Annotated in this window: 8 protein-coding genes and 1 pseudogene; 6 read left to right on the top strand and 3 right to left on the bottom strand. The window is 63.4% G+C overall.

Annotation, left to right across the window (positions count from 1 at the left end; translation table 11 throughout):
* Positions 1-3: 3 nt before the first annotated feature.
* Positions 4-1,698, bottom strand: a complete 1,695-nt coding sequence (locus tag NCS28_RS31930; protein WP_250517774.1) for a thiamine pyrophosphate-dependent enzyme — start codon at positions 1,696-1,698, stop codon at positions 4-6.
* A 52-nt stretch (positions 1,699-1,750) separates the two neighbouring features.
* Positions 1,751-2,896: a porin gene (locus tag NCS28_RS31925; protein ID WP_250517773.1), complete on the bottom strand. Its 1,146-nt coding sequence runs from the start codon at positions 2,894-2,896 to the stop codon at positions 1,751-1,753.
* Between the two features lie 399 nt (positions 2,897-3,295).
* Here NCS28_RS31925 and NCS28_RS31920 point away from each other — a divergent pair, with 399 nt between their 5' ends.
* The 4 genes from NCS28_RS31920 to NCS28_RS31905 are packed head-to-tail and all read left to right on the top strand — an operon-like array spanning position 3,296 to position 8,837.
* A complete protein-coding gene (locus tag NCS28_RS31920; RefSeq protein ID WP_250517772.1) occupies positions 3,296-4,318 on the top strand; it encodes an ABC transporter substrate-binding protein in 1,023 nt (340 codons plus the stop codon).
* A gap of 2 nt (positions 4,319-4,320) precedes the next feature.
* Positions 4,321-5,085, top strand: a complete 765-nt coding sequence (locus NCS28_RS31915) for an aspartate/glutamate racemase family protein (protein ID WP_284506394.1) — start codon at positions 4,321-4,323, stop codon at positions 5,083-5,085.
* Positions 5,085-7,229 carry a hydantoinase/oxoprolinase family protein gene (locus NCS28_RS31910; RefSeq protein ID WP_250517770.1) on the top strand — a complete coding sequence of 715 codons (2,145 nt, stop codon included), beginning with the start codon at positions 5,085-5,087 and terminating at the stop codon, positions 7,227-7,229. Before NCS28_RS31915 ends, NCS28_RS31910 begins: the two co-directional genes overlap by 1 nt.
* Before the next feature lie 3 nt (positions 7,230-7,232).
* Entirely contained in the window at positions 7,233-8,837 is a 1,605-nt protein-coding gene (locus NCS28_RS31905; RefSeq protein WP_250517769.1) for a hydantoinase B/oxoprolinase family protein, read from the top strand.
* Positions 8,838-8,905: 68 nt separating this feature from the next.
* On the opposite strand, the pseudogene NCS28_RS33575 reads toward NCS28_RS31905, so the two are convergent.
* Positions 8,906-9,148, bottom strand: a pseudogene (locus NCS28_RS33575) (phosphate-starvation-inducible PsiE family protein); the annotation flags it as partial.
* A 792-nt stretch (positions 9,149-9,940) separates the two neighbouring features.
* Between NCS28_RS33575 and allE the strand changes: the two are divergent.
* On the top strand, positions 9,941-10,714 hold the full coding sequence (allE, locus tag NCS28_RS31895; protein ID WP_250517768.1) for a (S)-ureidoglycine aminohydrolase: 774 nt from the start codon (positions 9,941-9,943) through the stop codon (positions 10,712-10,714).
* Positions 10,715-10,967: 253 nt separating this feature from the next.
* A complete protein-coding gene (gene dctA / locus NCS28_RS31890) occupies positions 10,968-12,272 on the top strand; it encodes a C4-dicarboxylate transporter DctA (protein WP_250517767.1) in 1,305 nt (434 codons plus the stop codon).
* Positions 12,273-12,319 lie beyond the last annotated feature (47 nt).

Raw genomic sequence — 12,319 nt, 5'->3', positions numbered from 1 at the left:
CGGTTAGCCGACCGGCTTGGTCACGTCGGAGGACACGCGCAGTTCGATCAGCGACACGCCGCGTGCGGCCTTCGCGCGATGAAGCGCGGGCGCGAACGCGTCGGTCGTCTCGACGGTCTCGCCGCGCGCGCCAAGCGCCCGCGCGAACGAAGCGAAATCGATCGCGCCGAGCGCCGTGCCCGTCGTGCGGCCGAACTGGCGGCGCTGGGCGCTCTCGATCGCGCCATACGAGCGGTTGTTCACCACGATCACGAGCAGATCGATCCCGAGCCGCACGGCGGTCTCCAACTCCTCGGCGTGCATCATGAAGCAGCCGTCGCCCGCCACGGCGACAACCCGCCGGGCAGGCGCGAGGAGCGCCGCGCCGATCGCCGCAGCCAGCCCGTAACCCATCGCTCCGCTCTTCGGCCCAAGTTGCGTGCCCGGCCGGCGATGCCGCAAATAGCGCTGCGGCCACATCGCATAGGCACCCGCGCCAGAGGCGACGAGGGCGTCGTCGGGCAGCGCGGCGTCGAGCGTGGCGTAGGCCGCGCGCAGATCGAGCGGACCCGTGCAACTCCCCGAGCTCGTGAAAGCAAGGCGCTCTGCGCGCGCCGTGGCAAGCCAAGCAGCACGCCCGGCATCCGGTGCGCCGGGCGCCGGGCTGTGCGCGGCGGCATCGGCCCAGGCCTCTACGAATGCGTTCGCATCGGCAGGGATGGCGAGGTCCGCGCGATAGGCGCTATTGAGCTCGGTCGGCTCCGGGTGGACGTGCACCAGCACGTTAGCCTGGCGCGGCGGCGTCCAGAGCGTGAAGCCGCTGAAAGCGCCTGCCCCGACGGTGTTCAGTTCGCTGAGCCGTCCGTTCACCACGATCACGAGATCGGCCTGGGCGATGCGCTCGGCGAGCGACTTGTCGATGCCCAGCCCGATTTCGCCGACAAAGCTCGGATGCTCATGGTCGATCAGGTCGCGGCGGCGATAGGTCGTCGCAAGCGGCACGCCGTGCGTGTTGGCGAGCTCGGTCAGCACGCGCAGCGAGTCGCTCTGCCAGCCGGTGCCGCCGACGATCATGAGCGGCCTCTGCGCCGCCGCAAGCAGGCCCCTGAAGCGCGCGAGGTCGGGCGCGGTGGGGGCGGCGGCCGACGGCGACGGACGCGGCAGATCGGCGACCTCGGCGAGCTCGCGCGAGACATCCTCAGGCAGAACCAGCACGACGGGCCCGCGACGCCCCGACATCGCGACGTGCCAGGCTCGCGAGAGCATTTCAGGAATACGCGCCGCCGACTCGATCAGTCCGACCCACTTGGCGAGCGGCCCGAACACCTGATGGAAATGGCCGACGCCGAGCATCGCTTCGCGCTCGGCGGCGCCCATGCCCGCCTGCCCGACGATCATCACGAGCGGCGCGCTGTCGGTATGCGCGGTATGCACGGCGAGCGTCGTGTTGAGCGCGCCGGGCGCGCGCGCCGCCAGACAGACGCCCGGCTGGCCGCTCAATTGCCCGATGGCCTGCGCGGCGAATGCCATGCCCGCTTCGTGACGAAAGCTCGCGAGTCGAATCGACGGCGCGCGCACCGCGAGTTCGTCGACGAGTTCCAGAATGCCCTCACCCGGAATGAACGTGACGACGGGCACGTCGAACTGGCGCAGCGTATCGGCCAGGATCGCCGCGCCGCTGCGGCTTTCGCGCGGCGTCGGCAACATGTTATTTAGCACTTGACCATCCTCGTGAATGGGCAGCGCTCGCCGCCGCCCGCAATGCGCTTGCTCAGAAGCGATGGAAGATGCCCGCCGTCACCGCGATCTGACGCTTGCTGGTTGACGCGCCGCCGCTGCTCGCATATTCGATGTTCGCGTGCTGCGCGTCGCCTGCGGCGAGCTGGAAGATCGCGTCGACATAGAGCGCCGTGCGCTTGGACAGGAAGTAGTTGTTGACCAGCACGAACTGATGATACTTCGGCGAGAAATCGGTCGGTTGCACCTTGCCGAGCGTGTACACGTAATCGAACGCTGCCTGGAAGGCCGGCGTGAAATAGTGGCTCACGTTCGCTTCGATGTTCGTGTAGCCCGCGCGGCCGTGCGTGAGGCCCAGTTGCGCGACGCCCAGGTCGTCGTAGCGGCTGTGGGTGACGACCAGGCTGAGCGTGGTCTGTCCGAGCACATACGACCCGCCGCCGCCGTAGATTTCCATGCTCGACGGCGCGAGCGCGTAGGAGAAGGTGGGCGACTGCGCCGAGATCGACGGAAAGAGCGCGGTGTTCCAGATCCCTTCGCTCGCCGCCACGGAAGGATGGTTCATCCGCATGTACGCCGCCGAAAGCGAGAGCGGGCCGCTCGCATAGTTGAGGCCGAAGCTCACGGCGCTCTGATTGCCGAAGCTGCCCGCGACGCCGCCGAAGCTGTACATCGCCCCGCCCTGCAGCCCGCGATAGTTCGGCGACACGAACTTCACGGCGTTGTTCGTGCGGAACTGGAAGTTGAAGTTGTTGTTGTCGCCGACCGTCGCCGCATATCCGTTCCAGCGGAGCGGTGCCGAGTATTGCGCGAGCCAGTCCTGCGTGAAGTCGTACTGGCGCCCAAAGGTAAGCGTGCCGAACGTGTCCGACTGCAAGCCGACGAACGCCTGACGGCCGAACTCGCGGCCGCCCTGCGACATCGTGCCGGTGTTCGGATTGAAGCCGCCTTCGAGCGTGAAGATCGCGCGCAGCCCGCCCCCGAGATCCTCCACGCCTTTAAAACCCCAGCGGCTCGGCCCGTTGGCCGTCGCAACCGACGGGCCCTTCAGTGAATTGTTCGTGTAGATGAGGCCTTCCATCAAGACGCCGTACAGCGTGACGCTGCTCGACGATGACGTCTGGGCGTGTGCGGCTGTGGCCAATGTAACCAGCAGCATCGCAGGGCAAATTCGTTTCATGCTTTTATCCCGTGTAGGCGGTGATGACTCTGGAGTCGAACCTGGTCTCGAGTGCGGCGGAGCAGCGCATGGATGCGAGCGCCAGGACTGGAGACTAAAAACCGGCGCGCCGGCCGACAATCGGGTCAAAAAAGTTAGAACCGAAATCCTCCAATTGAGGATCGGATGACTAGCGGGTGCCACGGGCGCATGCGGGCAAACCCGCACGTTCCGCTGCGCTGACACCTGGCAAGTGGCGATGCGTACGCGGCTGCCCGGATGCGCAGGCCGCGAATCGAGGGCAGCCGCCCAAATAGATAGGCAATCGGATTTGTTTAGGTTGCCGGCCTGCCCGCGCGCGGCGCTTCTTTACACAATGGGCGGCAGTCGAGCGCTCCCATCCACTTCAGGTTCCACTCCATGCGTCCACTCGTTCCTCTATCCGGCATCGCCTCATGTCTCTCCTCGCTCTTGCGCAAGCTGCCGGCGTTCGCCGCCGCCGCGGCGCTCATTCATGCGAGCGGCGCGGCCGCCCAGGCCACGACGGTGATCGGCATTGCGAACTTCGGGCCGCATCCCGCGCTGTCGCGCACGATCGCCGGTTTCAAGGAGGAGATGACGAAGCAGGGCTACGTCGACGGCAAGAACGCCGAGTACGTCTACAGCGACGCGAATTTCACGCCGGGACTGATACCGCAGACGCTCGCGCAGGTCGTCGCGAGGCATCCCGCCGTGATTCTCACCGTGACGACACCCGTCGCGCAGGCCTCGGTGCGCAACGTATCGGATCACTCGGTGCCGCTCGTGTTCACGCAGGTGACCAACCCGGTCGCCGCCGGCCTCGTGCCGGACTGGGCGCACGGCAGCGATCGCATCACCGGCACGGCGAGCGTCACGGACTACGACGCCGTGCTCGCGTTCGCCAGGAAGGTGTTCCCGAAGGCGACCTCGTTCGGCGTGCTGTACAACGCGGGCGAAGTCAACGACGTCGCCGCGATCGCGAGCCTCAAGACAGCCGCGAGCAAGGCTGGCCTCGAAATGCTCGCGACTTCCGTGGATTCGACCGTCGACGTGCCGCAGCGCACGGCCACCATGAAGGGCGTCGGCTTTTTCTATGCGATCGGCTCGAATCTCGTGCAGTCGTCGCTGCCGGCGGTCGCGTCGGTGACGGATCGCATGAAGGTGCCGATCATCAGCGCCGAGCACGAGATGATCAAGAAGGGCGACATCGTCGCGGTCGCCTATGCCCCGTCCTACGAATCGCAGGGCGCGCATGCGGCCGACCTCGCCGTGAAGATGCTGCGCGGCACGAAGCCTTCCGCGCTCGCGGTCTATCGGCCGCAGCCGGGCGACTACGTGGCGATCATCAATCGCGCGAAGATGAAGGCGCTGAACCTTCCGATCGCGTCCTCGCTCGACGGCTGCAACTGCTTCATCAACTGACCATGCGCGCGAACGCTTCCGCCGCGCGCCCCCGCACGATCCATGGCGTGAGCATCGGCATCCTGATGCTCGATACGGGATTCATGCGTTTGCCCGGCGACATCGGGCATGGGGCGACCTGGCCCTTCCCCGTGCAGTACGCGCTGGTGGAAGGCGTGAGCGGGCCGCAGGTGATGGCCGCCGTGGCCGGCGACAACGAGGCGGGAGCGCCGCTACTCGAGCGCTTCGTCGACGCGGCGAACGGACTCGCGCGGCTCGGCGTGGACGCCGTCACGACGAGCTGCGGCTTTCTCGTCCTGTTCCAGAACCAACTTGCCGCGCGCTGCGCCGTTCCGGTGGCGACGTCGAGCTTGCTGCAGATTCCGCTGGCCACGAGCCTTCTGCGCCGCGGCCAGCGAGTGGGCGTGCTGACCGCGAAGCGTTCGGCGCTCACGGCCGCGCATCTGCTCGCGGCGAACGCGCCGCCCAATCTGCCGGTCGCGGGCCTGCCCGAAGCGTCGCGCTTCTTCCAGAACAACCTCACGAACGCGGCGCAGGTGAGCTTCAACGAGCAGTCAAATGACATCCTCGATTGTGCGGCGCGTCTCATCGACGAGCATCCGGACGTCGGCGCGATCGTCAGCGAATGCGCGAATTTCGCGCCGTATTCGGCGCTCATCGCCGCGCGCTTCGGTGTGCCGGTATATGACATCGTGAGCCTCGTCGAGTGGTTTCACGCGGGTCTGCGTCCGCGTGTCTACCGCCATCCAACGGAGTTGAAGCTTTGATGAACGCATTCCGCGACCCTGCCGCTCACAGGCACACGCGCTGCCGCGTCGGCATCGACATCGGCGGCACCTTCACCGATCTCGTGCTCGAGACCGGTGAGCGCCGCATCACCCACAAGCTGCTCACGACACCACTGGCGCCCGAACGAGGCGTGCTCGACGGCCTCGCGGCGCTGCTCGCGAAGGCGGATATGGCGCCCGGCTCGCTCGACGCGGTGATGCACGGCACGACCCTCGCCACCAACGCGCTGCTCGAACGACAGGGCGCAAGGACCGCGCTCCTCACCACGGAGGGCTTTCGCGACGTCATCGAAATGGGCACGGAAAGCCGCTGCGACCAGTACGACCTGATGTTGCGCAAGGCCGAGCCGCTCGTGCCGCGCGCGCTGCGCTTCGCGGTCACGGAGCGCATGAGCGCGCATGGCGACGTGCTGCTGCCGCTCGATCACGCGATGGTGCAGGCCCAGGCGCGGCAGATAGGCGAAAGCGGCGCCCGAAGTCTCGCGATCGGCTTCCTGCACAGCTACGTGAACCCCGCGCACGAACAGCAGGCGGCGGAGATCGTCGCGCGCATCCTGCCCTCGCTCGACATCAGCGTCTCGTCCGACGTCTCGCCCGAAATGCGCGAGTTCGAGCGCTTCTCGACGACCTGCGTGAACGCCTACGTGAGGCCATTGATCCGCGGCTATCTGGACCGGTTGCGCGCGGGCCTCGATGCACTCGGCGTGCGCGCGCCGCTCCTGATGATGCTGTCGAACGGCGGCCTGTGCGACGTCGCGACCGCATGTCGCTATCCGGTGCGGCTGCTCGAGTCGGGACCGGCGGGCGGCGCGCTGCTCGCCGCCCGCCTTGCACGAGAACACGGCTTCGACCAGGTGCTGTCCGTCGATATCGGCGGGACCACGGCCAAGCTGTGCTTCATAGACGGAGGCGAGCCGCAGACCGCGCGCTCCCTCGAAGTCTCGCTGTTCTACCGCTTCAAGGCGGGCAGCGGCATCCCGCTGCGCATTCCCGTGATCGAACTTTCGGAGATCGGCGCGGGCGGAGGTTCGATCGCGCGCGTCGACGACCTCGGCCGCGTCGCCGTCGGCCCGGAAAGCGCGGGCTCGCAGCCCGGCCCCGTGTGCTATGCGCTCGGAGGCGAGCGGGTCACGCTCACCGACGTCCATCTGCATGCGGGTCGCCTCAGCCCCGAATACTTCGCCGCGGGCACGATCGCGCTCGATGCGGCAGCGGCCTCGCGAGCACTCGACGCGCAGATCGCGCAGCCGCTGCGTGTCGATGCCGACGAAGCCGCTTACGCCGTCGCCGAGATCGCCGACGAAGCGATGGCGCAGGCCGTGCGCGAGCACGCGGTCGATACGGGCCGTGGCGTCGCGGGTCGCACGCTGATCGCGTTCGGCGGCTCGGCGCCCTTGCACGCGGCGCGCCTCGCGGACAAATTGCAAATCGACCGCGTGCTGATTCCGGCTCAGGCGGGCGTTGGCTCGGCGCTCGGCTTCCTGCACGCGGCGCTCGCGTTTGAAACCACGCAGAGTTTGCATCAGAACCTCGAGCGCTTCGATGCATCCGCGGTGAACGCGCTGCTCGCGGAGCTGACCGCGCGCGGCCGCGCCGCGCTGTGCGCGCTCGATCCGGACATGCCGAACACGGCGTCGATGCATGCGTTCGTCCGGTACAAGGGACAAGGCCACGAACTGCGCGTGCCGCTCGCGGACGTCTCGTTCGGCGAGGACGGCGGCCAGCGCCTGTCGGCCGCCTTCGTCGACGAATACGTCAAGCGCTATGGCCGCTCGATCGAAGGCGCGGGCGTCGAAGCGCTGGGCTGGAGCGTGACGGTGACCGGCCATGAAGCGGCCCGCACGGCCGTCGTTGCGCGCCGGGCGCAAGGCGCGCCGACCGGCGGCGCGCCGTCGCGAAGTGTCGAGATCCGCAAGGTGCTCGATCAGGCAAGTCGCCGGCGTGCGGATTTTGCGGTGGTCGCCCGCGACGCGCTCGCGACGGGCGCGAGCGCCGCCGGGCCGATGATCCTCGTCGACAGAGAGACCACCATCGTCGTGCCGCCGGCCTTCGACATCCGCGTTCTCCACAACGCCGACATTCTCCTCGAGCGCAGACCGCTCACTTTCCGCGCGGAGGTATGACGCATGTCCTTTCAGCCCGGAGACGACATCGACGTCGTCACGCTGCAGATCGTCTGGAATCGCCTCATTTCGACCGTGGAGGAACAGGCGCGGCTGCTCATGCGCACCGCCTTCAGTCCGACCGTGCGCGAGGCGGGCGACTTGTCCGCGGGTGTCTTTGATGCGCGCGGCCGGCTCGTCGCGCAGGCCGTGACGGGCACGCCGGGTCATGTCAATTCGATGGCGGCCGCCGTGCGCCACTTCGTCGAGCGCTTCCCTGCCGGCTCCATCGGCGAGGACGATCATTTCATCACGAACGACCCGTGGCTCTCCTCGGGCCATCTGCACGATGTGACGGTCGTCTCGCCCGTATTCGCGAAGGACGCGCTGATCGCGTTTTTCGCCTGTACGTGCCACCAGGTGGATATCGGCGGCCTCGGGCAGGGACCGGACGGACAGTCGGTCTACGAAGAAGGCCTGTTCATTCCGATGATGCGGCTGATGCGCGCGGGGTCGCTCAACCAGGATCTGCTCGACATCGTGCGCGCCAACGTGCGCCAGCCGAATGAAGTGGTGGGCGACCTCCTCTCCTACGTGACGGCGAATTCGTTGAGCGGCAAGCGTCTCGTCGACACGCTCGGCGAATACGGCATCGACGACTTCCAGGCGCTCGCGGACGTCATCATCGACCGCTCCCTGCGCGCGACGCGCGCGGCGATCGCGTTGTTGCCCGACGGAACCTATTCCTACTCGATGCAGATCGACGGTTATTCCACGCCCGTCGATCTCGTCGCGGAACTGACGATCTACGGCGACCGGCTCAGAGTCGACTATGCGGGGTCGTCGAATGCGAGCGCGCGCGGCATCAACCTCGTGTTGAACTACACCCGCGCCTACACGCTCTATGCGCTACGCGCGGCGATCGCGCCCGAGGTGCCGAACAACGCAGGCTCGCTTCAGCCGTTCGAGATCGACGCGCCCGCGGGCTCGATCCTCAACGTGCAGCATCCGTGGCCTGTGAGCGCGCGGCACATCATCGGGCAATTCCTGCCGGATGTCGTGTTCGGCTGCCTCGCCGCCGTGATGCCCGAACGCGTGCCGGCTGAAGGCGCGTCGTGCGTCTGGGGCGCCCAGTTGCGCGGCGGTCCGCAGGTCAGCGCGCTTGCCGGCACGCCCGAGCACGCGACGCCCGCGTTCGAGACGCTTTTCTTCAACAGCGGCGGCTCCGGCGCGAGACCGGGCGCCGCCGGGCTCTCGGCGACCGCCTTCCCGAGCGGCATCAAGGCGATCTCGTGCGAGGTGATCGAAGCCGGCAACCCGATCGTGATCTGGAAAAAGGAGCTGCTCGAAGACTCGGGCGGTATGGGCCGCTGGCGCGGCGGGATGGGACAGCGCATCGAGATCGGCACCATCAACGGCGCGCCGTTCCAGTTCTTCGGGATGTACGACCGTATCCAGCGACCCGCGCGCGGCCGCGATGGCGGAGGGGCGGGCCGAAGCGGCTGGGTCGGTCTCGCGGATGGCACGCCGCTCCCGCCGATGGGTCGGCAGACGGTTCCGGCGCATGCGCGTCTGCGGCTCGACGTGCCGGGTGGCGGCGGCCACGGTGCGTCTGCCGAATCAGGATAAGCGGCCGCGGCCGATTTCCGAACTAAATGTGCGAATCCGTTGATTTCGTCGCGCCCTTCATCGTCGCGCGCGAGATACCGGTGTTGGCCGAATCGGAGGACAACCGCGCTGATCGCCAGCACAGCGATGCCGAGCGTAAAAATGAGGATACGCTGGTCCGCCGTGTCGCCCCGGTTCAGAATGAGATCTCGCGCCAGCGACGCCATGGCGATATACAGCGGAAATCGAACCGGCAACTGCCCAAGGCGTAGATATCGCGCGTCCATTGCAAGGACTTCGAGATACAGGAACATCAGCAGCAAGTCGATCATTTAGCGGGAACTCGCCTACCGAGCGGTCGCTCATTCGTCGAGAATGCAGTCCCGAGCCCTACGTCTGGACTGCCATTCAGATCGCTTCAAGTGCTCCTTTCCCTAGGCAGAATGGTCGACATGCGCCGCAACCCGCACAAGTCTGACTAGCGCTTTTTCTGCGCATCCGGGGCCGGATTAGAGCCCTCGTAGGCGACGCGGAATCAGCCAACCGAGCGTTCGCGCCTGAGGGGGCGCCATGATCGCCTCCGCAACCGGATATTGCGGGCGCAGCAGGAGGGCATCCGGTCGACGCCGCAGTGCTCGGAACGCTGTGGCCATATCGTCGAGAGCCCATCAGTCCGACTCGGGGGACAATCCGCTGGGTCCCCAGCGCGCCTGCCAAAGGGATCGGCGATCTGCACGCCCGTGCATTTCAATCGACGCTTTCTTATGCCTTCGTCGTGAGTTTCTCTCGTTGTATCGCGACCTCGACCACTTCTGCCGTTTCCGCGCAGATTAACGTTTTTTTCTTGACCGCGTTTATCGGCTAGCATACATTGGCCCTACTGGTAGGACCAGTAGGGCCGGAGATCGAGACTGCCGAAGCTCTCCTCGGAGGAGCACTGATCATGGATGTCGTTCGCTCACGATCCGTGGCGAATGTCCGAGTCCGTGGGAACGGCGCAGCATCGCGACGCGTCATTTTCGCCTGTCAGTGCTGCGCCCCAAGGCGTACCGCTTCGTTGGCACCACTCGAAATCAATAAGTCAGGCAAAAGCCCAAACCCAATCTACTTGTAAAGGATTAAGAATGACGAAGAAGCAGATTCTGCCCGCCGGCGTTTTCGCGCACCATCGCGCCGCAGTGACGAGCCACTACGCAGTCATGCCGCCCGAAGGGATTCTTGAAAGCCGAATCCCGGGGATTGACAAGACCACCGTCAGCGTGCAAGCCACGCCTGGCTTGGGCGCTAAATTTGCCCAGCTTCTCCTAGAAATTCAGAGTGGTGGGGGCATGGCCCATGAGCGGAATGACGGCATGCAATCATTTTTTTATGTTGTTTCGGGTAACCCAACTTTGGAAATCAGTGGCCAAGAACACCTACTGAAACCAGGCTCGTTCGCCTACGCTTCCGCGGGCACAGGCGTTCGCCTGTATAACCCGGAAACCGATGCATCCAACGTCATCTGGATCAAAAAGCCCTATGAACGATTAGAAGGTGTTTCAGCAGCAGAGCCGTTTGTTTCGCATGAAGGCAACATAGAAAAAGTCAACAAACACACTAAGGGGCGTACATGGCAACATCTTCTGCCTGACGAGAATCCGGCGTTCGACTTCGCTATCAATATCCTGAGTTTCGAGCCGGGAAACTACTTTCCGATGGTAGAAACGCATGTTATGGAACATGGGTTGTATATGCTCGAAGGCCAAGGCATGTATTTGCTTCAAAATGATTGGCATGAGTGTTGGGCGCAGGACTTCATTTATATGGCACCGTTTTGCCCGCAATTTTTCTACGCAACTGGTTGGTCGAAAGCCAGTTATTTGCTTTACAAGAATGTGAACCGAGATATCACCTTCTAAGCCGATACGCCAAACGGGAATGCCATTTCCCATCAGCGTAGCGGAATCGGGAACGCGCAGTTCAAGCGGAGGACAGAATAGCGCGCCAGTTCTTTCGTGAACGGAACGCGAAGTGCGGGCGCGCTCATCGTGACCTCCCTCGACGTTGAAAAATTAATGCCAGAACGCGAGGACCCCAAATAAAAAAGGCATCAACCCTCAACTCTTCGTGGTTAGCCCACAATGAAATACGAACTGTTATAGCGAGAGAATCGTGCTTAAATACCTCAAGAAGTTACACGTTCAAGTGTTACTGGGTTTTATTGGAGGCGCGTTGCTCGGCTTTCTTTGGCCCGGCGCCGCAGTGCATCTGCTCCCACTCGCGGAAGGATTCATCAAGCTTATTAAAATGATGTTGGCTCCTATTGTCTTCTGCTTCGTCATCAACGGAATCCTACATGCGGGTGACCTAAAAACGGCGGGGAGAGTAGCGCTTAAAACCATTCTCTATTTCGAAGCAATTACAACGATCGCCTTGTTGATTGGCGTAGTCGTCACCTTCCAGCTTAAGCCGGGAACTGGGATGAATGTTGATCTTTCGAGGCTAGACCCCAGATCAATCCAAAGTTTCGTCGGCAATGTATCGCATGCAACGGATGTTAAAGGATTCTTGCTCAACATCATTCCGTCGACGTTTCTTTCGGCATTCGCAAAAGGCGATATTTTACAAGTATTACTTCTCGCGGTCCTCTTCGGATGCGCAATTCAATTAACGGGGAAGAAAGGCCGACCTGTTGGGGCGTTGATTGAAAGCGTTTCCGATGTACTTTTTCGTATCGTAGGGCTTATTGTTCGACTTTCGCCGTTGGGCGTGTTTGGTGCGGTCGCATTTACCGTCGGGAACTTCGGATTTGGCACGATTCAGCAATTAGGACAACTTGTGTTGACGTATTATGCTGCATGTGCGTTGTTCCTCTTTGTGGTCCTAGGTCTTGTAATGAGAATCTGCGGCCTAAATCTCTTAAAGTTCATTATCTATCTAAAGAGCGAGGTGTTGATTGCACTTGGCTCAAGCTCGTCCGATGCTGTTATGCCGATGGTCATGGCAAAATTGCAGCACCTTGGAATAAAAGAGACCACCGTCGGATTGGTGATTCCCACCGGTTACACGTTCAATTTGGACGGCTTCTCGATTTGGCTAACCTGCGCAACAATATTTATTGCGCAAGCTACGAACACGCCTTTAGATAGCGGAACGCTCGCTCTTATCTTGGCAGTGTCGCTACTAACTTCGAAAGGCGCCCACGGAATTCCAGGGTCGGCTACTGTCGTTCTCGCCGCGACACTGACTGCTATTCCATCCATACCCGTTATTGGCATAGCACTGATTTTGTCGGTGGACAAGCTTATGGGATTTTTCCGGGTCGCACTCAACTTGATTGGAAACTGCGTGGGTGCCGTCGCGATCGGCGCTTGGGAAGGACAACTTGATCTCGCGAGAGCTCGCAGGGTTTTGAACGGAGAGGATATTTTTCAGGCTAAAGAGATCGACATGAGCTCTCTTGAACGCAGGGCTTAAGCGCTGGGCTAGTTTCTTATGTCTGGCTGCGCAGCCAACTTTCCCTA

Source organism: Caballeronia sp. INDeC2, assembly GCF_023631325.1.
In the GTDB taxonomy this organism is placed as follows: Bacteria; Pseudomonadota; Gammaproteobacteria; order Burkholderiales; family Burkholderiaceae; genus Caballeronia.
The sequence above is the reverse complement of the archived record's forward strand: the minus strand, read 5'-3'. Positions and strand labels throughout refer to the sequence as shown.

What these genes read in the sequence shown, in the direction of transcription:
- NCS28_RS31925 (WP_250517773.1), bottom strand. Translation starts at nt 2,896, where the DNA reads ATGAAACGAATTTGCCCTGCGATGCTGCTGGTTACATTGGCCACAGCC.
- NCS28_RS31920 (WP_250517772.1), top strand. Translation starts at nt 3,296, where the DNA reads ATGCGTCCACTCGTTCCTCTATCCGGCATCGCCTCATGTCTCTCCTCG.
- NCS28_RS31915 (WP_284506394.1), top strand. Translation starts at nt 4,321, where the DNA reads ATGCGCGCGAACGCTTCCGCCGCGCGCCCCCGCACGATCCATGGCGTG.
- NCS28_RS31910 (WP_250517770.1), top strand. Translation starts at nt 5,085, where the DNA reads ATGAACGCATTCCGCGACCCTGCCGCTCACAGGCACACGCGCTGCCGC.
- NCS28_RS31905 (WP_250517769.1), top strand. Translation starts at nt 7,233, where the DNA reads ATGTCCTTTCAGCCCGGAGACGACATCGACGTCGTCACGCTGCAGATC.
- allE (WP_250517768.1), top strand. Translation starts at nt 9,941, where the DNA reads ATGACGAAGAAGCAGATTCTGCCCGCCGGCGTTTTCGCGCACCATCGC.